At 64.2% G+C, this 20,623-nt stretch carries 22 protein-coding genes and 1 tRNA gene; 21 read left to right on the top strand and 2 right to left on the bottom strand.

Annotated features, from left to right (window positions below; genetic code table 11):
* Positions 1-33 precede the first annotated feature (33 nt).
* The 13 genes from IHE57_RS14945 to murA all read left to right on the top strand — a co-directional run bounded on the left by IHE57_RS14945 (position 34) and on the right by murA (position 11,208).
* On the top strand, positions 34-684 hold the full coding sequence (locus IHE57_RS14945) for an L-threonylcarbamoyladenylate synthase (protein ID WP_209374359.1): 651 nt from the start codon (positions 34-36) through the stop codon (positions 682-684).
* Positions 685-1,794 carry an MraY family glycosyltransferase gene (locus tag IHE57_RS14940; protein ID WP_209325101.1) on the top strand — a complete coding sequence of 370 codons (1,110 nt, stop codon included), beginning with the start codon at positions 685-687 and terminating at the stop codon, positions 1,792-1,794.
* Complete coding sequence (locus IHE57_RS14935; protein ID WP_209325102.1) at positions 1,791-2,237, top strand: Cg1360 family ATP-synthase-associated protein; 447 nt, start codon at positions 1,791-1,793, stop codon at positions 2,235-2,237. The genes IHE57_RS14940 and IHE57_RS14935 overlap by 4 nt, the downstream gene beginning before the upstream one ends.
* 252 nt (positions 2,238-2,489) lie before the next feature.
* Positions 2,490-3,302 carry a F0F1 ATP synthase subunit A gene (gene atpB, locus IHE57_RS14930; RefSeq protein ID WP_343071866.1) on the top strand — a complete coding sequence of 271 codons (813 nt, stop codon included), beginning with the start codon at positions 2,490-2,492 and terminating at the stop codon, positions 3,300-3,302.
* A 79-nt stretch (positions 3,303-3,381) separates the two neighbouring features.
* Complete coding sequence (atpE, locus tag IHE57_RS14925) at positions 3,382-3,606, top strand: F0F1 ATP synthase subunit C (protein ID WP_209325103.1); 225 nt, start codon at positions 3,382-3,384, stop codon at positions 3,604-3,606.
* 19 nt (positions 3,607-3,625) lie between these two features.
* Positions 3,626-4,177, top strand: a complete 552-nt coding sequence (locus tag IHE57_RS14920) for a F0F1 ATP synthase subunit B (RefSeq protein WP_209325104.1) — start codon at positions 3,626-3,628, stop codon at positions 4,175-4,177.
* Complete coding sequence (locus tag IHE57_RS14915) at positions 4,177-4,983, top strand: F0F1 ATP synthase subunit delta (RefSeq protein ID WP_209374357.1); 807 nt, start codon at positions 4,177-4,179, stop codon at positions 4,981-4,983. Before IHE57_RS14920 ends, IHE57_RS14915 begins: the two co-directional genes overlap by 1 nt.
* 84 nt (positions 4,984-5,067) lie before the next feature.
* On the top strand, positions 5,068-6,702 hold the full coding sequence (gene atpA, locus IHE57_RS14910) for a F0F1 ATP synthase subunit alpha (RefSeq protein WP_209325106.1): 1,635 nt from the start codon (positions 5,068-5,070) through the stop codon (positions 6,700-6,702).
* A gap of 31 nt (positions 6,703-6,733) precedes the next feature.
* Positions 6,734-7,666, top strand: coding sequence for a F0F1 ATP synthase subunit gamma (locus IHE57_RS14905; protein WP_209325107.1), 933 nt, complete (start codon positions 6,734-6,736; stop codon positions 7,664-7,666).
* 26 nt (positions 7,667-7,692) lie between these two features.
* Positions 7,693-9,141 (top strand): F0F1 ATP synthase subunit beta, encoded by a 1,449-nt coding sequence (gene atpD / locus IHE57_RS14900; RefSeq protein ID WP_209325108.1) that lies wholly within the window; start codon positions 7,693-7,695, stop codon positions 9,139-9,141.
* Between the two features lie 3 nt (positions 9,142-9,144).
* Positions 9,145-9,405, top strand: a complete 261-nt coding sequence (locus tag IHE57_RS14895; protein ID WP_209325109.1) for a F0F1 ATP synthase subunit epsilon — start codon at positions 9,145-9,147, stop codon at positions 9,403-9,405.
* Between the two features lie 22 nt (positions 9,406-9,427).
* Positions 9,428-9,895, top strand: a complete 468-nt coding sequence (locus IHE57_RS14890; RefSeq protein ID WP_209325110.1) for a DUF2550 domain-containing protein — start codon at positions 9,428-9,430, stop codon at positions 9,893-9,895.
* Positions 9,895-11,208 (top strand): UDP-N-acetylglucosamine 1-carboxyvinyltransferase, encoded by a 1,314-nt coding sequence (gene murA, locus IHE57_RS14885; protein ID WP_209374355.1) that lies wholly within the window; start codon positions 9,895-9,897, stop codon positions 11,206-11,208. Before IHE57_RS14890 ends, murA begins: the two co-directional genes overlap by 1 nt.
* Positions 11,209-11,296: 88 nt before the next feature.
* Here the strand turns inward: murA and nucS are convergent, their stop codons facing one another.
* Complete coding sequence (gene nucS / locus IHE57_RS14880; protein WP_209325112.1) at positions 11,297-11,992, bottom strand: endonuclease NucS; 696 nt, start codon at positions 11,990-11,992, stop codon at positions 11,297-11,299.
* A gap of 30 nt (positions 11,993-12,022) precedes the next feature.
* Here nucS and IHE57_RS14875 point away from each other — a divergent pair, with 30 nt between their 5' ends.
* Positions 12,023-12,319, top strand: a complete 297-nt coding sequence (locus tag IHE57_RS14875) for an Rv1322 family protein (protein WP_253720362.1) — start codon at positions 12,023-12,025, stop codon at positions 12,317-12,319.
* A gap of 98 nt (positions 12,320-12,417) precedes the next feature.
* Here IHE57_RS14875 and IHE57_RS14870 read toward each other — a convergent pair whose 3' ends face one another.
* Complete coding sequence (locus IHE57_RS14870; protein WP_209374353.1) at positions 12,418-14,013, bottom strand: cell division protein; 1,596 nt, start codon at positions 14,011-14,013, stop codon at positions 12,418-12,420.
* Between the two features lie 230 nt (positions 14,014-14,243).
* Between IHE57_RS14870 and IHE57_RS14865 the strand changes: the two genes are divergently transcribed.
* The 7 genes from IHE57_RS14865 to IHE57_RS14835 all read left to right on the top strand — a co-directional run bounded on the left by IHE57_RS14865 (position 14,244) and on the right by IHE57_RS14835 (position 20,607).
* The gene (locus IHE57_RS14865; protein WP_209325114.1) at positions 14,244-15,434 is read left to right on the top strand and encodes an acetyl-CoA C-acetyltransferase; all 1,191 of its coding nucleotides are present in this window, start codon (positions 14,244-14,246) and stop codon (positions 15,432-15,434) included.
* Positions 15,435-15,502: 68 nt separating this feature from the next.
* Positions 15,503-15,817 carry a thiamine-binding protein gene (locus IHE57_RS14860; RefSeq protein ID WP_209374351.1) on the top strand — a complete coding sequence of 105 codons (315 nt, stop codon included), beginning with the start codon at positions 15,503-15,505 and terminating at the stop codon, positions 15,815-15,817.
* A 79-nt stretch (positions 15,818-15,896) separates the two neighbouring features.
* Complete coding sequence (locus tag IHE57_RS14855; RefSeq protein ID WP_209374349.1) at positions 15,897-16,103, top strand: hypothetical protein; 207 nt, start codon at positions 15,897-15,899, stop codon at positions 16,101-16,103.
* A 108-nt stretch (positions 16,104-16,211) separates the two neighbouring features.
* Positions 16,212-16,285: transfer RNA gene (locus IHE57_RS14850), tRNA-Arg, on the top strand.
* Positions 16,286-16,505: 220 nt separating this feature from the next.
* Positions 16,506-18,203, top strand: a complete 1,698-nt coding sequence (locus IHE57_RS14845) for a dynamin family protein (RefSeq protein ID WP_216630057.1) — start codon at positions 16,506-16,508, stop codon at positions 18,201-18,203.
* Positions 18,200-19,780 carry a GTPase gene (locus tag IHE57_RS14840; protein WP_209325117.1) on the top strand — a complete coding sequence of 527 codons (1,581 nt, stop codon included), beginning with the start codon at positions 18,200-18,202 and terminating at the stop codon, positions 19,778-19,780. The genes IHE57_RS14845 and IHE57_RS14840 overlap by 4 nt, the downstream gene beginning before the upstream one ends.
* Before the next feature lie 170 nt (positions 19,781-19,950).
* The gene (locus IHE57_RS14835; protein ID WP_209374347.1) at positions 19,951-20,607 is read left to right on the top strand and encodes a single-stranded DNA-binding protein; all 657 of its coding nucleotides are present in this window, start codon (positions 19,951-19,953) and stop codon (positions 20,605-20,607) included.
* Positions 20,608-20,623: the final 16 nt, after the last annotated feature.

Here is a 20,623-nt window from a genome sequence, read left to right as displayed (position 1 = left end):
GACCACTGCCAAGAGATTCGAAACGGAGAACTCGTGTCGAGACGATTCGACGTCAGCCAAGCCGAAATCCGCGACCTCGTGTTCGACGAATGCGCGCGCGTGGCCGAGACCGGCAATCTGCTCGTCATCCCCACCGACACCGTCTACGGGATCGCCGCCGATGCCTTCAGCGCTTCGGCCGTGGCGGCGCTTCTGGCAGCGAAGGGCCGTGGCAGAGATATGCCGCCTCCGGTGCTCGTTCCCCGTTCCGAGACCATCTTCGGACTCGTCGACGGCGTCGACGAGACGATCCTGGCGCTGACTTCCCGCTTCTGGCCCGGACCGCTGACGATCATCGCCAACGCCCAGCCGTCTCTCGACTGGGACCTCGGAGACACTCACGGCACCGTGGCCGTGCGCATGCCCGATGACGAATACGCCCTGGCGCTGCTGACTCGCACGGGGCCGCTCGCGGTCTCGAGCGCCAATATCTCGGGGCAGCCCGCCGCCACCACCGCCGACGAGGCACAGGAGATGCTCGGCGACGATGTCGACATCTATGTCGACGGGGGAGCACGGGAATCGGGCATGTCGTCGACCATCGTCGATCTCAGCGGAGATTCTCCGCGCGTCGTGCGCCGCGGGCCCATCTCCGCCGAACAGCTGCGCGAAGTCGTCCCCCAGCTCATCGACCTGGACGGCTGAGTGCGCGCCTACCTCTTCATCCTCATCGTCTCCGCCCTCGTGGCGTACCTGCTGACCCCGATGGTCAAGCGGGTGGCGGAACGCGGCCGGATCTTCTCGCCCCTGCGCGAACGAGACGTGCATTCCGTGCCGACCCCGCGGCTCGGGGGAGTGGCGATGTTCGGCGGACTGCTCGCCGGCCTCGTCTTCGCGTCCCAGACACCGTTCCTGCAGCGGATCTTCGTCGATACCGGACCGATCATCGGCGTCGCCGGAGCCGCTGGGCTGCTGTGTCTGCTCGGCATCGTCGACGATGTCTGGGACCTCCATTGGATGGCCAAACTCGCCGGCCAGGCGCTGGCCGCCGGATTCATGGCGATCAAAGGCGTGGCGCTGCTGTCCATCCCCTTCGGCGGAGTCATCATCGGCTCACCGCGCATGTCGCTCATCATCACCGTGCTCGTCGTCCTCGTGACGATCAACGCGGTCAACTTCGTCGACGGCCTCGACGGACTGGCCGCAGGCGTCGTCGCCATCGGTGGCAGCGCCTTCTTCATCTACTCCTACTGGCTGGCCCGTGACGCCTCACCGGAGTCTTACGCGAACCTCGCCTCGCTCATCATCGCGATCCTCGTCGGAGCCTGCCTCGGCTTCCTGCCGCACAATTTCAATCCCGCCCGCATCTTCATGGGCGACTCGGGTTCGATGCTCATCGGACTGCTGCTGGCCGCCTCGACGATCAGGGTCACCGGCCAGGTGGATCCTGCGCTCATCGGTCAGGAACGTGCCTTCGCGACCTTCATGCCGATCATCCTGCCGGTCGCCGTGATGTTCCTTCCCCTGCTCGACCTGGGGCTGGCCGTGGTGCGCAGGCTGAGGGCCGGGCAGTCACCGTTCTCCGCCGATGCCAAACACCTTCATCACCGGATGCTGCGCCTGGGGCATTCCCATGCCCGCGCAGTTCTCATCCTCTACACGTGGACGGCGCTCATCGCCTTCGGTTCGGTCCTGCTCCTGTTCCAGGGATGGCTCTTCGTCGTCTGCGTCGTCGGCGGCCTCGTCGCCGTCACCCTGATCTTCACGTTCTACCCACTGCGAATGCGTCAGAAAGCCAGAGAGGAAATCTCGTGACCGATCCGAGCCCGCGCACCGAAACCGCTGTCGAAGCGGCCTGGACCAAGGTATGGAGAACTCTGCTCATCCGAGGCATCGTCCTCGTCCTCGTCGTCGCGGCACTCGGCATGGGCATCGGATGGCTTGCCGCCGATACGACGGGACTCGTCGGCGGCGCCGTGGGCGGGGGACTCGCGGCGGTCTTCATCGTCATCACGCTCGTGATCATGTACATCGGGCGGAACATGGGACTGACGACCATCGCCGGGCTCCTCGGCGTCGGATTCCTGTTCAAGGCCTTCATCTTCATGATCGTCATCTGGCGGATCAAGGACGCGACCTGGCTCGATGGGACCGTGGCGTTCCTGACCATCGTCGTCGCCGTCCTCAGCACTTCGATCGTCGAGGCTGTGACCGTCGTCAGAGGACGTGTGCCGTACGTCGATCCCGAAGCGAAATGATGTGCCGTGACCGGGCGAATCAGCCCCCGAAGGGGCGGTTGGGAACTGCGGTGACGTATCCGATAAAATCGCTGACAGAAATTGCACAGAAAAGCCTGATGAATTTGTCGGTGACTCTCTACAGTTGGTAGAGTGAACCCGGTGCTGGGGCGGAAGTTCGCCCTCTGTCGCTCCTGAACCTCATGCCACGCATCGTTCGCGTGGCCAAGGCCAGGCCATCAAGGCCCTTGACCATGGGAGAGAAACAACAACGTGGGAACTCTTAACGCCGCGAACACAATGATCAATGCTGCAGAAGGCGGCTTCCACGCTCCTTCGATGTCGGAGTTCTTCCCGGCACCGTTCCTCTTCGAGGGCACCCCGTTCGAGATGAACCGGGTGATGCTCATTCGCCTGATCGCGACCGTCGCCGTCGTCCTGGTCCTCGCCGTGTGGGCCAAGCGCATGAAGCTCGTCCCCGGTCGCTTCCAGTCCTCGATGGAACTCGCGATGGAGTTCGTCACCGTCGGCATCGCCGAGGACACGATGGGTAAGGAGAGGGCGAAGAAGTTCATGCCGCTCATCGTGGCCATCTTCTTCGGCATCCTGTTCTGGAACGTCACGAAGCTCATTCCGTTCCTCAACATGCCCGGAACCGGAGTCATCGGGCTTCCGCTGGTCATCACCCTCGCCGTCTATGTGACCTACCACTGGGCCGGCATCGCCCAGAAGGGGCTCGGGCGCTACCTCAAGGATGCGCTCATCCTGCCCGGCGTCCCGCCGGCCATGCACATCCTGCTCATTCCGATCGAGTTCATCACGAAGTTCGTCACCCAGCCCTTCACGCTCGCGATCCGACTCTTCGCGAACATGATGGTCGGCCACCTGCTGCTGGTCCTCTGCTTCTCGGCCACGAGCTTCTTCCTCTTCGATGCCTCGAACGGATTCCAGTTCTTCTCCATCCTGACCTTCGCCGGAGGAATGTTCGTCTTCCTCCTCGAAATGCTGGTCGTGGTCCTGCAGGCATACATCTTCGCCCTGCTCGCCTGCGTCTACATCAATTCGGCCGTCTCGGAAGAACACTGAGTCAGCCCCCAGATCCGTAACTCACGAGTTGCACGGTCGGGCCAACCACCCGACTTCATTATGAAAGGAAAAGCATCCTATGGATATGCTCGCCGCAGTTGAAGGTAGCGTTTCGACGATCGGTTACGGCCTCGCCGCAATCGGCCCCGGTGTCGGTCTCGGCATCGTCATCGGAAAGACCATCGAAGGAACCGCTCGCCAGCCCGAGATGGCCGGCGCCCTGCGCGGAAACATGTTCCTCGGCATCGCTCTGATCGAGGCCCTGGCCCTCATCGGCATCGCGACCCCGTTCTTCCTTCCCTGATCTCGAAGAGGACTGAAAGATGACTCCGGTAAACATTGTTGCGGCGGCGGAGAACCCGCTTCTCCCAGCGCTGTACGACATCATCTGGAGTGCCGTCTGTCTGCTGATCGTCTTCCTCGTCGTCTGGAAGTACGTCCTCCCGGCGTTCAATAGGACCCTCGATGAGCGTGCGGCGCGCATCCAGGGTGGCATTGAGAAGGCCGAGAAGGTGCAGGCCGAAGCCGACCAGGCTCTGGCCGAGTATCAGAAGCAGCTCGCCGACGGTCGTGCAGAAGCAGCACGACTGCGCGCCGAGGCTCAGGAAGAAGGCGCTCAGATCATCGCCGACATGAAGGCACAGGCTCACACCGAGGCTGACCGCATCATCGCTTCGGCTCAGAACCAGATCGAGGCCGAACGTCAGACCGCCATGGTGCAGCTGCGCTCCGAGGTCGGCACTCTCGCCACGGATCTCGCCTCGCGCATCGTCGGCGAGTCCCTCACCGACGATCAGCGCTCAGCCAATGTGGTCGATCGCTTCATCTCCGATCTCGAGTCCAACTCGTCCGCTCAGCCGGTCAAGGGGGCGTGATGCTCCAGTCGAGCAGATTGTCCCTGCAGGCCGTCCTCGAAACCGCGAATTCCGAGATCTCGGGGGGAGACCCACGTCAGATCGGTGAGGGCACTCTGGCCGTCGTCGGAGTTCTCGCCGAGAACGTCGCACTGCGCAAGGCCTTGGCGGACTCCTCCGAGTCGGCCGAGAAGAAGCAGCACCTGTTGCGGGCTCTGTTCTCGACTCGGACCACGGATGCGGTTCTGCGGATCAGCGACAAGGCCGTCGGCCTGCGCTGGGCCCGGACCCAGGACCTGGTCACCAGCCTCGAGGTCGCAGGCGTCACAGCGATTGCCGCTGCTGCGCAGGCGACCGGTCAGCTCGGTCAGGTCGAAGAGGAGATCTTCCGCTTCGCGCGTCTGCTGGAATCCAACCACGAGCTGGCCCGTGCGCTTGACTCGCAGGCCGCAGCTGAGAGCAAACGCACTCTCATCTCGGATCTGCTCTCAGGCAAGGCGCAGCCCGATACCATCAAGCTGATCGAACAGGCGGCACTGCATCCGCGCGGGCTCCGCGTGAATACCGCGCTCGACCAGTACAGCGATATCCTCGCAGCCCGACAGCAGCGTTCGGTTGCGGATGTCACCGTCGCCAAGCCGTTGAGCGAGTCCCAGATCGAAAGGCTGCAGACGGCACTGTCGGCCAGCTACGGTCGCGAACTCGTTCTGAACGTCCAGGTCGATCCCGAGGTCCTCGGGGGAGTCCGGGTCCAGGTCGGCGACGAGATGATGAATTCGACCGTGGCCGATCGACTGGCCGATGTGCAGCGCAAGCTCGCAGGTTGACACTAGTGGCCGGCTCCTCCGGCAGCACAGGCGGCCCACCGGTCGTCGGACGCAAGATTTGAGTAAAGGAAGCAGGGAAACCAGATGGCGGAACTGACAATTCGCCCGGAAGAGATCCGGGACGCTCTCGGGAAGTTCGTTGAATCGTACAACCCCGAGAGCTCGGAGAAGACCGAGGTCGGCAAGGTCGTCACTGCCGGTGACGGAATCGCCCACGTATCGGGTCTGCCAGGCACGATGGCCAACGAACTCCTGCGGTTCGAAGACGGCACCTTGGGCCTGGCCCAGAACCTCGACGAGCGTGAGATCGGCGTCGTCATCCTCGGCGAATTCTCCGGAATCGCTGAAGAGCAGAACGTCTACCGCACCGGCGAGGTCCTGTCGATCCCGGTCGGCGACGGCTACCTCGGTCGCGTGGTCGACCCGCTCGGACGTCCCGTGGACGGGCTCGGTGACATCGAGACCGTCGGCCGTCGTGAGCTCGAACTTCAGGCCGCAGGCGTGATGGATCGCCAGGAAGTCCGCGAGCCGCTCCAGACCGGCTACAAGAGCATCGATGCGATGATCCCCGTCGGCCGTGGCCAGCGTCAGCTGGTCATCGGTGACCGCAAGACGGGCAAGACCGCTCTGGCGATCGATACGATCATCAACCAGAAGGCCAACTGGGAGACCGGTGACCCGAAGCAGCAGGTTCGCTGCATCTACGTCGCCGTGGGCCAGAAGGGCTCGACCATCGCCGGCGTGCGCCGCTCGCTCGAAGAGGCGGGCGCGCTCGAATACACGACCATCGTGTCCTCACCTGCTTCCGATCCGGCTGGCTTCAAGTACCTCGCACCGTACTCCGGCTCGGCCATCGGTCAGCACTGGATGTACGACGGCAAGCATGTCCTCATCGTGTTCGACGATCTGTCGAAGCAGGCTGAGGCCTACCGCGCGGTTTCACTGCTGCTGCGTCGCCCGCCGGGCCGTGAAGCCTACCCGGGTGACGTCTTCTACCTGCACTCGCGCCTGCTCGAACGCTGTGCGAAGCTCTCCGATGAGCTCGGCGGCGGTTCGATGACCGGCCTGCCGATCATCGAGACCAAGGCGAACGACGTCGGTGCATTCATTCCGACGAACGTCATCTCGATCACCGACGGTCAGATCTTCCTGCAGTCGGATCTCTTCAACGCCGGTCAGCGTCCCGCTGTCGACGTCGGCGTCTCCGTGTCGCGCGTCGGCGGTGCCGCACAGACGAAGGCGCTCAAGAGCGTCTCCGGCACGCTGAAGATCTCGTTGGCGCAGTACCGTTCGCTCGAGGCTTTCGCGATGTTCGCTTCCGACCTCGACGATGCGACCAAGCGCGATCTGGCTCGCGGAGCGCGTCTGACCGAGCTGCTCAAGCAGGGTCAGTACACTCCGATGCCCTTCGAGAAGCAGACCGTGTCGATCTTCGCCGGCACCAACGGCTTCCTCGACGACATCCCGGTCGACGATGTGCTCCGGTTCGAATCCGAACTGCACGACCACATCGAGCGCAAGACGGGGATCTTCACGACGATTCGGGAGACCCTCAAGCTCGACGACGACACCACAGAAGAGCTGAAGAACGCACTGTCCGAGTTCTCTCAGAATTTCGTCAGCTCCGATCAGGGTGGGTCGAAGGCCGGCAGCGAAGAGACCGCCACCGCGTCCTCCGACGAGGTCGAGCAGGAGCAGATCGTTCGGCAGAAGCGTTGAACCTGTTCCGTAACGGCGAAAGGAAGAACTGATGGGAGCCCAGCAGAGGGTCTTCAAGCAGAAGATCCGCTCGACTCAGTCCTTGAGGAAGATCTTCAAGGCGATGGAGCTCATCGCTGCTTCGCGGATTCAGAAAGCCATTGCGCGTTCGCAGGCCGCAAGTCCGTACGCCAACGCCCTCACACGGGCGGTGTCGGCGGTGGCCAGCGAATCCAACGTCGAGCACGTGCTGACCACGGAATCGGAGAACGTCTCACGGGCCGCTGTGCTCGTGATCGGTCCCGACCGTGGGTTCGCCGGCGCCTATTCGGCGAACCTGCTCCGCGAAGCCGAAGAACTCATTCGGCTTCTGCACAGCGAGGGCAAGGACGTGCAGCTGTTCACGATCGGCAGCAAGGCGAAGAACTACTACACCTTCCGCGATCGCAAGATCGAGAGGTCCTGGACCGGCATCTCCGAGAGCCCGACCGCTGAGAACGCACGGGAGATCGGCGAGGCCCTGTTGGAGAACTTCGATCCGGAGTCCGCTGACTCCGGACTCGACGAGATCTACATCGTGTTCACGAAGTTCGTCTCCAGTGTCACGCATGATCCGGAATACCGGCGGCTGCTGCCCCTGGAGGTCGTCGATGCCGGCGAGGCGTCGACGGGTGGTGGTTCCGCAGAGTCGTCCGGCGCAGCTGCGTTCCCGCTCTACGAGTTCGAACCCAGCGCCGAGGCCGTCCTCGATTCCCTGCTGCCGCGATACATCGATTCGCGCATCCTCTCGGCCCTGCTGAGTGCCTCGGCATCCGAACAGGCTTCGCGACAGGCGGCGATGAAGACGGCCACGGACAACGCGGATGATCTCATCAAGACCTACACCCGGTTGGCCAACACGGCCCGCCAGGCGGAAATCACCCAGGAACTCACCGAGATCGTCGGTGGGGCGGATGCCCTCGCGGCATCGGCAGCCGGCGACTGACCGGCGAGAGCAGAGAGAAAGAGACCATGACTGCCACAGCAACGGAAACCTCTCCGGCACAGGGCACCGCCCTCGGCCGGATTTCCCGAGTCATCGGCCCGGTTGTCGACATCGAGTTCCCGCTCGACTCCGTGCCAGAGATCTACAACGCATTGACCACGACGGTGGATCTGTCCGAGGGAACCAGGAAGCTGACCTTCGAGGTCGGCCTGCACCTGGGCAACGGACTCGTCCGCGCCGTGTCGCTGCAGCCGACCGACGGCCTGGTCCGCGGTCAGGAAGTCATCGACTCCGGTGCACCGATCTCGGTGCCCGTCGGCGATGTCACCAAGCACCACGTGTGGAACACCACCGGTGACTGCCTCAACCTCGCCGAGGGCGAGGAGCTGGAGATCTCCGAACGGTGGCCCATCCACCGTCCGGCTCCGGCCTTCGACGAGCTCGAGTCCAAAACCGAGATCCTTGAGGTCGGCATCAAGAGCATCGACCTCCTGACCCCCTATGTCCAGGGTGGAAAGATCGGTCTGTTCGGCGGCGCCGGCGTGGGCAAGACGGTGCTCATCCAGGAGATGATCTTCCGCATCGCGCACAACCACTCGGGCACTTCGGTGTTCGCCGGTGTGGGTGAGCGTACCCGTGAGGGCAACGATCTCATCATGGAGATGGACGAGGCCGGAGTGTTCAAGGACACCGCTCTGGTCTTCGGACAGATGGACGAGCCGCCAGGCACCCGTCTGCGCGTGGCCCTGTCGGCGCTGACCATGGCGGAGTACTTCCGCGATGTGCAGAACCAGGACGTGCTGCTGTTCATCGACAACATCTTCCGTTTCACCCAGGCCGGCTCCGAGGTCTCGACCCTGCTTGGTCGTATGCCCTCTGCCGTGGGCTACCAGCCCAACCTGGCCGACGAGATGGGTCTGCTGCAGGAGCGGATCACCTCGACGCGCGGTCACTCGATCACGTCGATGCAGGCGATCTACGTTCCGGCCGATGACTACACGGACCCGGCTCCGGCGACGACGTTCGCTCACCTGGATGCCACCACCGAGCTCAGCCGTGACATCGCCTCGCGCGGTCTGTACCCGGCGATCGACCCGCTGGCGTCGTCCTCGCGCATCCTCGATCCGCTGGTCGTCGGTGAAGAGCACTACCGGGTGGCCAATGAGGTCAAGGCGATCCTCCAGAAGAACAAGGAGCTGCAGGACATCATCGCCATCCTCGGCGTCGACGAACTCGGCGAAGAGGACAAGCTCGTCGTTCACCGTGCGCGCCGCATCGAGCAGTTCCTCTCGCAGAACACCTACACCGCTGAGAAGTTCACTCAGGTCCCCGGATCGACCGTGCCGCTGGCCGACACGATCGAGGGCTTCGACAAGATCTGCTCCGGTGAGGTCGACCATGTTCCGGAACAGGCATTCTTCAACGTCGGCGGGCTCGATGATGTCATGCGCAACTACGAAGAGATGCAGAAGTAAGCCATGGCGACACTCGAAGTGAATGTCGTGGCTGCAGATCGCGAGGTATGGGTCGGTGAGGCCAAACGCGTCATCGCTCGTACGCTCGACGGCGAGATCGGCGTCCTGCCAGGTCACGAACCTGTGCTCGGCGTCGTCGCCGACGGCGAAGCGCGTATTCTCACGACTGGGGAGGACACCGTCCGGGTCAAGGCCGATGGCGGTTTCCTCTCTGTCGAGAACAATCGCGTGATCATTGCCGCTGATCAGGCCGAACTTCTCTGATCTGCAGGTTACACTGGCAACCGTGAACCCTTCCGTCCTGCTGATCGTTCTGCTCTCGTTGGTAGGACTCGCGCTTGCTCTGATCGTCGTAGTGACGATCCGACGCAGGTCCATTTCGAAGCTCTCCGGTGCTTTTGACTGTTCCATCAACGTGGGCGAGGAGTATTCTTCTCGCCCACGTTGGCGTTTGGGCGTAGCGGTGTTCTCGGTCGGCTCCTTGGATTGGTACCCCGTGTTCGCCTTGACTCGTCGTGCGGCGTTCCGTCTGCCGCGTGCCGACCTCGACATCCTCGTGCGGCGCAAACCGACCTCGGGGGAGCAGTATTCGGTTCTTCCCGATGCCGTCGTCGTCGACTGCTCCTACGGCAAAGCGGACGGCCGTCCGCGATCGGTGTCGCTGGCGATGGACACCGAGTCGCTGTCCACTATGGCTTCCTGGCTCGAGTCCTCGCCTCCCGGATTCAACCCGACGATGGGACGTTTCACCTGATGGATGTCTTCCGTTTGACAGGACCTGCACGGCTGCAGGGCGCGATCGACGTCAGGGGCGCGAAGAACAGCGTCCTGAAGCTGATGGCCGCGAGTCTGCTAGCCGTGGGCCGGACGACGATCACCAATGTCCCGGCCATCCTCGATGTGAGGATCATGGTCGAACTCCTCGTGCGCCTCGGATGCGTCGTCGATTACGATTCCGAAGGCGGGGTCGTGAGCATCGATGTGCCGAAGGAAGTGGGCATCCAGGCCGACTACGAACTCGTCCGCGCGATGCGTGCCTCGATTTCGGTGCTCGGCCCTCTCACTGCTCGGATGCGCGCCGCCCACGTTGCGCTGCCCGGTGGAGATGCCATCGGCTCCCGTGGCCTCGATATGCACCAGGCCGGGCTCGAAGCGCTCGGCGCGGAGGTCCATCTCGATCACGGCTATTTCGTGGCCGAGGCACCTGAGGGGCTGCGCGGCACGGACATCGTCCTCGAATTCCCCTCCGTCGGTGCGACGGAGAATCTCATCATGGCCGCGACGCTGGCTCGCGGTACGACCACCATCTCGAATGCCGCACGCGAGCCCGAGATCGTCGACATCTGCACGATGCTCGTCGAAATGGGCGCGCGGATCGACGGCATCGGCACCTCCGATCTCACGATCACCGGTGTCGAGTCGCTGCGGCCCGTGACCCACCGGACCGTGGGCGACCGCATCGTCGCCGGTACCTTCGGCTTCGGTGCCGCTCTCAGCGCCGGCGATGTCACCGTGCGGGGCGTGGGCCTCGAGCTCATGCCCAATATCGGGCTGAAGCTGCGCGATTCCGGAGCCACTGTCGACGACCTCGGCGAGATCACCCTGAGCGACGGATCCCGAGGCCGTGGCTTCCGCGTGATCGGAGCAGAACGTCCGCATGCGATCAGGGTGGCGACCATGCCGTTTCCGGGATTCCCCACGGATCTTCAGCCCTTCGTCATCGCTCTGAACTCGGTCTCCGACGGCATCGGACTGCTGTCGGAGAATCTGTTCGAAGCACGCTGGCGCTTCGTTCAGGAGATCGCGCGGCTCGGCGCGAAGGTCCGCATCGACGGCAACCACGCCTTGGTCACAGGCACTGACAGCCTCTCCGGTGCCGAGGTCGAAGCCTCGGATATCCGAGCCGGTGCCGGCCTGGTCATGGCGGCGCTGCGCGCAGGGGGAGTGACCGAAGTGTCGGGAATCGACCACATCGAACGCGGCTATGAGAACTTCGTGGCCAACCTGCGCAGCCTCGGCGTCGACATCGAACGGGTCGTCAAGCCCGACGCCCTGAGCTTCGAATAGGTTCAGAGGTCGGAGCGGGCCCTTCGGTACGAGGCTCGTTCACGTCCCTGCGCGTTCTTCGTGCCCCTCCTCTCGCGGGGGAGAGTGATCAGAACAGTCGGGACTCGGGATCGTCCATGCCGCGCAGAGCGTCATAGTCGAGAACGACGCAGCGGATCCCTCGGTCCTCGGCCAGAGTGCGCGCCTGAGGTCTGATCTCCTGCGCCGCGAAGATCCCCTGCACGGGGCTGAGCCGCGGATCGCGATTCATCAGCTCGAGGTATCGGGTGAGCTGCTCGACCCCGTCGATGTCACCGCGACGTTTGATCTCGACCGCCACGGACTTCTCGACATGGTCCCTGGCGAGGATGTCGACCGGACCGATCGCGGTCATATATTCACGCCGAACCAGACTGTAGCCCTCTCCGAGGGTCTCGATGTGCTCGGCAAGCAGTTCCTGCAGATGCGCTTCGACGCCGTCCTTGACCAGGCCCGGGTCGACACCGAACTCGTATGTGTCATCGGAGATCACCTCGGCGATGGAGATGATGAGGCGGTCGCCGGTCTTCGTCTGCGATACCTCCCATACTTCGGCCAGGCCGACCGCGGTCTGCTCCGCGTCGGGCTCGAGATGCCTGATCGTGCACGGAGGCGTCATCCAGTTGAGCGGCTTGTAGGAACCGCCGTCGGAATGGATGAGGATCGACCCGTCGGCTTTGAGCATGATGAGGCGGGTGGCCATCGGGAGGTGAGCGGTCAGACGACCGGCATAATCAACGGAGCATTGGGCTATGACAAGACGCACGCGGATCAGCCTACGTGAGACAATGGCCCAATGCCACGATCTTCATCCTCGCGTCGCAAGAACAAATGGCAGAGGCCAGCCCGAGACCTGTCCGAGACCACGGCAGGGATGCGGACGACACGTTCCCTCCCGGTCGGAGACTGGTCGGTGCAGACGATCAAGGGCAGCGATTCCGGGAGGGTCTATGTGTGCCCGGGCTGCAGTCGCGAGGTGAGCGCGGCCTCGACCCATATAGTCGCCTGGCGACAGGACGCCCGGCACGGCATCGAGATCGGAGTCGAGAGCAGACGGCATTGGCATACCCGCTGCTTCGAGCGGTTCCGGTGATCGCGATCGACAATGACGAGGGGACCCGCGAACGGGTCCCCTCGTCATTGTCGTGCCCACGGCCGTGCAGATGATCTCAGCGACGGCCGCGGACGGAATCAACGCAGCGAATTGCGCGAACGCTTCGTCTTCGAACTGTTCTTCTTCGATCCCGAGACCTGAGCGTCGATGGCGATGGTGTCCTCATCGGTGGCTCCGTTGGGCAGCTCCCCTCCTCTGCCCTCCCGATCATCGGACTGTGCATCGGAGTCAGACCCGTCACCGGAGCCCGCTGCACCAGATGCCTCGGTGTCAGAGTCCGCGTCGCCGGAACCCTTGTCCTCGGCGTCGCTCGATTCTCCGGGTTTCTGCGCATCGTCGGTCCCGCTCGCCGAAGGCTTCTCCGCATCCTCGTTCTCGCCGGTCTCGCTCGCTGGATCCTGAGCAGCCTTCGCATCCTCGGATTCGGCGGAACCGTCTTCGGCCAGCAGGTCCTCGAGCTCCTGGCCGTTCGCGATCTGCTCGGTGGCATGAGAAGCCGACTCGGCCTTCGCAGGATCGACGCTGTCGCCGCCCATGACCCCCGGCATGGCGAAGAGAGAGCGCAGCTGATCGAGCTGGGCGGTGATCGTCTTACGCTGCTTCGTGAGCAGGTCGACCTGGGACTGCGCGGAGGCCACATTGCGCTTGGCCTCGGCGGCCGACTCCTCGATGGTCGCCTCGGCGGTGGCGCGGGCCTCGGAGATGAGAGTCTGTGCGCGGGACTTGCCGTCGGCGATGATCTCATCGGCCTTCTTCACCGCATCGGTGCGAGTCTTCTCCGCCCGCTCCGCGGCTTCCTTGGCCTCGTTGTCGGCCTTAGCGGCGCGTGCCTGCGCCTCTTCGATGAGCTTCTTGTTCTCTGACTGAGCCTGCTCGTACTGCTTCTTGCGCTCGGACTCCGCTTCCTTGCGCTTCGCCGCGAGCTCGACGTCGAAGTCGTTGCCGGCCTTCTTCGAGGCCTCATCGCGAGCCTTGGCAGCTGCGAGCAGCTCATCGGCCTGCGCCTGTGCCGCAGCCACGGTCTCCTCGGCCTCGGCCTTGGCGTCGGCTCGCAGATCCGCCGCATCCTTCTCGGCAGTGGCGCGAAGTTCGGACAGTTCGAGGTCGAGGCTCTCACGCGCCTCCTTGGCCGAGGCGGCGTTGGCCTCCTTGGCCTGGGTGGTCTCGCGTTCGGTGCTCGCCTTGAGTTCGGCGGCGCGCTTCTCGGCGGCCTTGACCGTCTCCTCGGCGCGCAGCTCGGCCGATGAGATGATCGCATCGGCTTCGGAGCGAGCATTGGACAGGGTGTCATTGCTCTCGGTGTGCATCCGGGCGCGAGCCGAAGCCGCCTCGGCGCGAGCCTTGTTCCGGATGGTCTCGGCATCCGAATTGGCCTGGGCCAGCGTCTCGCGGGCCTGGGACTCGGCGATCTTGAGCAGATGGTCGATCCGGCTTCCGGGAGGACCCGACGCCTCGGCGTTGTCGTTCGCCGCCTTCTTGAGCTGAGCCTTGGCCTCCGAGAGTTCACCCGCGATCTGCAGCTTCGCCCGATCGGCATTGATGACCTGGCTCCGCGCGTCGGCCAGCGCCTTGCGGACCGACTCGACTTCGGTGCGCAACTGCTGCAGGCGCGAATCGACTTCACTCTTTTCGTAGCCGCGCATCGCTGTGCGGAATTCTTCGGTGGGCGTCACTGAAGCGAACTCCTGTCGTCTTGGGAGGGGATGATCTGGGCTGTCCTCGTTCTACTCTAACGGAGACTCCATGAGTGTTGGGTGCGAATGAGCGAGGTTGGACAGCGTCATTCCGAAGTGTGTCGGTCGACCCCGTGATGGAGGCCACAGACTCCTCGACTAGGCTGGGAGGCGTCGAAAAGCACACGTGCCGGGATACGGGTCCAGGCGCGGGAATCCGAGGAGGAAATATGGCTGATGCAGTGATCGTCGCCGGAGCACGCACACCGTTCGGTCGGTTGCAGGGTGAGCTGTCCAAACTCAGCGCCGTCGAACTCGGTGGGAACGCCATCGCCGGTGCGCTTGACCGGGCCGGCATCAAGGGCGACGACGTCGAATACGTCATCATGGGTCAGGTGCTGCAGGCGGGAAACGGCCAGGGCCCCGCGCGCCAGGCCGCCGTCAAGGCCGGGATCCCCATGACAGTCCCCGCTGTGACCGTGAATAAGCTGTGCCTGTCAGGCATCAACACGATCACCCAGGCGGCGCAGCTGGTCCGCGCCGGTGAGTACGACGTCGTCGTCGCCGGCGGCCAGGAGTCGATGAGCCAGGCTCCGCACATGCTCGAGAAGTCGCGCTCGGGCTACAAGTACGGTGATGTCATCGTCAAGGACCATATGGACTACGACGGCCTGTGGGACGCCTTCACCGACCAGGCGATGGGTGGTCTGACCGAAGAGGCGAATGCAGGGGACCGGGAGTTCTCCCGCGCAGAGCAGGACGCTTTCTCTGCGCGCTCACACCAGCGGGCGGCGCAGGCCCAGCAGGCCGGAGCCTTCGACGACGAGATCGTACCGGTGACCATCAGTTCGCGCAAGGGCGATGTCACAGTCTCCGCCGACGAGGGGGTGCGTCCGGACACGACAGCCGACTCCCTGGGCAAGCTGCGTCCGTCCTTCCGCAAGGACGGGACCATCACGGCCGGCAACGCCTCTCAGATCTCCGACGGAGCCTGCGCCGTGGTGGTCATGTCACGTGAGAAGGCCGAGGAGCTGGGTGCGCCGATCCTCGCCGAAGTCCGCTCCCATGCTTGGACCGCGGGCCCGGATTCCAGCCTGCAGCACCAGCCCTCGCAGGCGATCAAGGTCGCCGCCGATCGCGAAGGAGTGGCCGCGGATTCATTCGATCTCTACGAGATCAACGAGGCGTTCGCCGCTGTCGGGCTCGCCAGCTCGAAGGATCTCGGCGTCGACGAGGAGAAGGTCAACGTCAACGGCGGTGCCGTGGCGCTCGGCCATCCCATCGGGGCGTCCGGCGCTCGCATCGTGCTCACTCTGGCCCTCGAACTCCGACGCCGAGGCGGGGGATCCGGAATCGCGGCTCTGTGCGGCGGCGGCGGTCAGGGTGACTCGCTGATCGTCAACGTTCCGAATCAGGCCTGATTCGTCAGGTCCCGGCAAAGCGGCGGGGAACCGTTCGGTCTCCCCGCCTCTGAGGAAGGAGAACCACCATGCTCGCAGCATTCTCAGTCGCACCGAGCGGGGGAGAAGGACCGGAGGCCTCTGTCCACGAGGCCGTTGCCGCCGCCGTCGACATCGTCAGACGCTCCGGTCTGCCCCATCGGACGGACTCGATGTTCACGACGATCGAGGGCGAATGGGACGAAGTCTTCGCCGTCATCAAAGAGGCGACAGAGGCGGTCGGAGAATTCGGCACCAGGGTTTCGCTCGTGGTCAAGGCCGATATACGCCCGGGATACACCGGCGAGATCGAAGGAAAGCTCGATCGTCTGGAGAAGGCGATCGACGCGCGTCGCGAAGACTGATTCGAATTCTTCGGGAATTCACAGTGACGCGGCTCACGTGAAGCGCTACCCTTTTTCCAACGGAAGAAGGAGATGAACAATGAACGGTGCCAAGTACTTCTCGATCGCCACTGCGCTGACTCTGGTGGCTCTGCTGGGCTTCATGCTCGCAGGGTTCTTCCCGATCGTCGTCGACTTCGCCTTCGGCATCGAAGCCGTTGCCGTGGTGCTGGCGATGACCGGCGTTGCGGTGGTGTCCTTCGTGACCATCCGCAGCTCCCTTGAGCAGGCAGCGCGTCGCCACTGATCAAGCAATTCGAACCTGCGGCTCCGGACCGTGGGCGCGGACCCCGACGGTCCCGTCCCGCCCGGAGCCGCTTTCGGTTCTCCCACGACCATCGGTTACGATGTGTGAGCCTCCGTAGCTCAGTCGGATAGAGCAACCGCCTTCTAAGCGGTAGGTCGCGGGTTCGAGCCCCGCCGGGGGCGCTTCTCCTGCCTCGGCCCTCGTCCGGTCGTACCGACCCTCTCCGCTTCCAGTCGCACCGACTCTCTTCCAAATGTGCATTCTGAGCTGTCGCCGCACCCATCGTTATGTCATCGCGGACGGCTGAAGTCTAGAACGAGACGGAGCAGCCACGGGCAATTCTGTGCGGATACGGCGTGGCAATTGGTGCCGAGCTGGGAAAACATAGAGAGTGGATGCGTGATGACAGAGAGCAAGAGCGCCGTGACGCCGCCGATCGGCCAAGCGTTGAACGATATCGTCAAGCGCGTTTCCGAGACCCGCTTCACCCTGCGAACCGAGGACTTCGAGGCCGGTCGCGCAGCACACTCGGCGCTGTCCGCAGAGCTCAACGACTATGTTCTGCCGAGGATCAACCGGGCCCGGACCCCGTTTCTCATCGCCGTCGGCGGTTCGACCGGCGCCGGCAAATCGACGCTGGTCAACTCGCTCGTCGGCCGGACCGTGAGCCCGACCGGGGTCCGCCGTCCGACCACGGGCAATCCCGTGGTGATTCACAATCCCGCTGACGCGAAGCACTTCGAGCCCGACCACTATCTGCCGGACCTGCCGCGCAGCACCGACCCGGAGTCACCGACACCGGGCGTTGTCCTCATCGCCGATGAGGGCATCGAAGCGGGCACCGCGATCCTCGACTGTCCTGACATCGATTCCATCTCCGAGTCGAATCGCGCGCTCTCACGCAGGACCTTGCTCAGCGCCGATCTGTGGCTGTTCGTGACCACTGCGAATCGATATGCCGATGCCGCACCCTGGGCCCTGCTGAAGACGGCGGCCGTGCGCAGCACCTCGGTCGCCATCGTTCTCGACCGAGTTCCGCCCGAAGCCAATCGCGAAGTCAGGCATCATCTGTCGAGCCTGCTCTCCGAGGCCCAACTGGCGAACTCGCCGATCTTCTCCGTGGCCGAACTCGAACTCGAGGACGGGCTGCTCCCTCATTCGGCGATCTATCCCATCCGCTCCTGGATCACGCAAGTCGGAGCCGAGGGCACGTCGTTGGAGCGCATCCGCAGTCGCACACTGACCGGGGCCGTGTCGGCGCTGCCCGGAGAGGTCCGCGATCTTGCGGCTTTCGCACAGTCGCAGGAACAGGCGCACAGCCGACTGGCCGAGGCAGTGGAGAGCCGTTTCGGGGCAGCGGATGCACGACTGACCGAGGTGTTCTCCGACGGCCGAGTCCTGCATGGCGAGGTCAACGCCAGGTGGCAGGACTTCGTGGGCACGGGACAGCTCTTCCGTGGTCTCGAACCGACGATGGCGCGCATGCGCGATCGGATCTCTGCGGCCGTGACGGGTAAGCACGATGCGGCGACTCCCTTGCACATCGCAATCCTGCGCAGTGCTGCCGTATCTCTGCGAGAACAGGCGATCGCGGTCGTCGACGAGGTGAACGCCGAATGGCGCAATACCGCGGCCGGAGCCGCCCTCATCGAAGAGCGACCGGAGTTGCGGCATGTCGCGGCAGGCCTCGAAGACTCGGTCAAGTCCGCAGTCAGCGGCTGGTCCGATGAGGTGAATGCGCTCGTGCGTGACATCGGGCAGGGAAAGAAGTCGAAGGCACGGATCCTCTCATTCGGCGTGGCAGGCGTGTGCGCAGTCGTCGAATACGCATCATTCTGGGACCCGAGGCGCTCCGCCGGCGCGGAGCCGGCAGCTGGCCAGGGAGCAGGGGTGGCTCTCAACCTGGCCGAAACGATCTTCGGCGAGGCCGAGGCCGCCGAACTCCTCGCTTCGATCCGGCAGCGCTTCCTGACGGTTGCCTCGGGAATCGTCGGAGGCTGCCGCACCCCATTCGACAACGCACTGAGACTATCCGCGGTACCGGCGCGGCAAGCGAGCGCGCTGCGTTCGTCCGGTGAACGACTTGAGGTGGCATTGTGAACAGTTCTGCACAGACCGAGATCCGACGCCTGGCCGATGGCATCCGGCATTCGCTGTCGCTGAGCGCCGACAAGCTCGCCGAGGATGTTCGCACCGATGCTCAGAACCTGCTCGATCGGGCCGAGGACCGGCTGGGGCTGGGCGAGGACTTCACAGTCGTGGCGTTCGCCGGTTCGACGGGTTCTGGTAAGTCTTCTCTGTTCAACGCGGTCGCCGGTCTCGAGATCGCCCGGGTCGGAGTTCGGCGGCCGACGACCTCACGCCCAACCGCATGCGTGTGGGGCCAGGGCGGAAAGGACGTCCTCGACTGGCTGAGTGTGCCGGAGAGGAGCCGTACGTGGCGCGAATCCGCACTCGACGGTGACGACCAGCGGCGTCTGCACGGCCTGATCCTTCTCGACCTTCCCGACCACGATTCGACGGCGGTTGAGCACCGCGTCGAGTCCGACCGGCTCGTCGGATTGGTCGACGTCGTCTTCTGGGTGGTCGACCCGCAGAAGTACGCGGACTTCTCCCTGCACTCGGAGTATCTGACCAAACTCGCCGAGAACAGCGCGAACATGGTCGTCGTTCTCAACCAGATCGACAAGCTCAGTCCCGAGGAGCAGAAGGCGGCGGCCGATCATCTGCGCCACCTGCTCAACGAGGACGGACTGAGCGAGACGAATGTGCGGATCTCCTCGGCCGTGACGAGGGAGGGCATCCCCGAGATTCGCAGCATTCTCGCCGACACCGTCGATTCGAATGAGGCGGCGGCCGAAAGGCTGCTGGCGGATATGCAGGCGATGGCCAAGCGGATCCGAACCGAGCTCGGTGCGCCCGTGGCCTCTCCGGACGAACTTCCGGGCGCATCCCGTCTCGTCGAGACGATGTCGGAGGCCGCGGGTGTCGAAGCGGTGGCCCAGACGGTCCATGATGATTACATCCGCCGTGCCTATCGGAGGACCGGGTACCCCGTGCTGGCTTGGATGCAGCGCAACGCTCCGGACCCCCTCGGGGCCAAACACGGGCAGGGGCGCGATGAGCTCATCCGTGCTTCCGTGCCCGCCACGACCAAGGCGCAGAGTTCACATGTGCGGCTGATGGCACACGAACTGATCACAGAATCGGTGTCGACGATGCCACGGGCCTGGCAGAACGAGGCGGCAGAGGCCGAGAAGCGGAGTACCGACGAACTCTCGGAGACTCTCGACTCGGCCGTCACGGCTGTGGACATCAAACGTCAGGTGCCCGGTTGGTGGTCGCTGGCCAACGTATTCCAGATGATCTTCTTCGCCGCGACCATCATCGGTGTCATCGGTGTCATCGCCTCTGCACTGGTCGCCGCGATCGGTTCCGGGACGCTGCCTGTCTGGTGCTGGATCGTCAGCATCGGTCTGCTGGTCATCGGCCTCATCGGTTCGTTGGTCACCTCGCTGATGGCGAAATCTGCCCGGAGCAGGGGAGCGAAAGAGGCAGCGGCCGAGGTCGATGGGCGCCTGCGAGATGCCGTCGGTCGCGTCGCCCGGAGCTCTTATCTGGATCCCGTGAAGGTCGTCATCGGTGAGCATCGGCGAGCCTATGAGATGCTTCACTGAGACTTGAGCGCACAAGCTGCGGGACTCGTGGTCGAATGCCCTGTGGACGGAGGAGATCTTTCCACAGGGCATTCTGCGTGTCTGGACATCGTCGTTGTGATCGGGCTGACTGAAGAACCTCGCGTCCGTCGACGGCCGCGTTGAGTCATCCATCAGAAGAGGAGCCACCGATGTCCGCCATTCCGATCACCGTCACCGGCACCATCGCCACCGAACCCGCCGGTCGAACCCTGCCCTCCGGCCGAGCCTGTTCGTCCTTCCGGCTCGCGGTCAATCATTGGCGCGTGGACAGGACCACGGGAGAGTTCATCGACGACGGCACATCGTGGTTCAGTGTCGACTGCTACGGCGACCTGGCCAGCAATACCTCCACCTCGCTGCGCCTCGGCACGGCAGTCATCGTGACCGGCAACCTCAAGATCCGCGAGTGGGAGACCGAAGAGCGCAGCGGCATCGCACCGACGGTCGTCGCCGAACACATCGGTCCGGACCTCCGCTACGGAACCGCACACTATCGAAAGGCCAAGAGTCCCGATCGGGCTCCGGTCCCGTCCAACCGGGCGACGGGGGAGACGGAGTCATCCCGGGACCCGGCATGGGGCGGCCTCGGGGAGACCGCTTCGTTCGGGGACGAGAGCATGTTCTCGGCCTCTCGCACCCATACGTCCCCAGCAGCGGAAACCGGGCACAGCGGGATGGGCGACCCATCCGGTGACCGACAGGGCAGGGACGCTGGCGAGGGGGAAGCCGAGGCCGCCGAGCAGTCCGCCGAGGAGGTCGACAACGCGATCGCGCGCGACACAGCCGACGCTGCCGCGCCGTTCTGACCGATTCGCTGCAGTC

It is taken from the genome of Brevibacterium renqingii (assembly GCF_017808105.1).
GTDB lineage: Bacteria > Actinomycetota > Actinomycetes > Actinomycetales > Brevibacteriaceae > Brevibacterium > Brevibacterium renqingii.
This window is presented reverse-complemented; position numbering and strand designations above follow the sequence as displayed.

Coding starts and splice junctions, on each gene's coding strand:
- IHE57_RS14920 (WP_209325104.1), top strand. CDS start 3,626: ATGACTCCGGTAAACATTGTTGCGGCGGCGGAGAACCCGCTTCTCCCA.
- IHE57_RS14915 (WP_209374357.1), top strand. CDS start 4,177: ATGCTCCAGTCGAGCAGATTGTCCCTGCAGGCCGTCCTCGAAACCGCG.
- IHE57_RS14905 (WP_209325107.1), top strand. CDS start 6,734: ATGGGAGCCCAGCAGAGGGTCTTCAAGCAGAAGATCCGCTCGACTCAG.
- IHE57_RS14860 (WP_209374351.1), top strand. CDS start 15,503: ATGCTCGCAGCATTCTCAGTCGCACCGAGCGGGGGAGAAGGACCGGAG.
- atpD (WP_209325108.1), top strand. CDS start 7,693: ATGACTGCCACAGCAACGGAAACCTCTCCGGCACAGGGCACCGCCCTC.
- IHE57_RS14855 (WP_209374349.1), top strand. CDS start 15,897: ATGAACGGTGCCAAGTACTTCTCGATCGCCACTGCGCTGACTCTGGTG.
- murA (WP_209374355.1), top strand. CDS start 9,895: ATGGATGTCTTCCGTTTGACAGGACCTGCACGGCTGCAGGGCGCGATC.
- IHE57_RS14895 (WP_209325109.1), top strand. CDS start 9,145: ATGGCGACACTCGAAGTGAATGTCGTGGCTGCAGATCGCGAGGTATGG.
- atpE (WP_209325103.1), top strand. CDS start 3,382: ATGGATATGCTCGCCGCAGTTGAAGGTAGCGTTTCGACGATCGGTTAC.
- IHE57_RS14845 (WP_216630057.1), top strand. CDS start 16,506: ATGACAGAGAGCAAGAGCGCCGTGACGCCGCCGATCGGCCAAGCGTTG.
- IHE57_RS14865 (WP_209325114.1), top strand. CDS start 14,244: ATGGCTGATGCAGTGATCGTCGCCGGAGCACGCACACCGTTCGGTCGG.
- IHE57_RS14835 (WP_209374347.1), top strand. CDS start 19,951: ATGTCCGCCATTCCGATCACCGTCACCGGCACCATCGCCACCGAACCC.
- atpA (WP_209325106.1), top strand. CDS start 5,068: ATGGCGGAACTGACAATTCGCCCGGAAGAGATCCGGGACGCTCTCGGG.
- IHE57_RS14875 (WP_253720362.1), top strand. CDS start 12,023: ATGCCACGATCTTCATCCTCGCGTCGCAAGAACAAATGGCAGAGGCCA.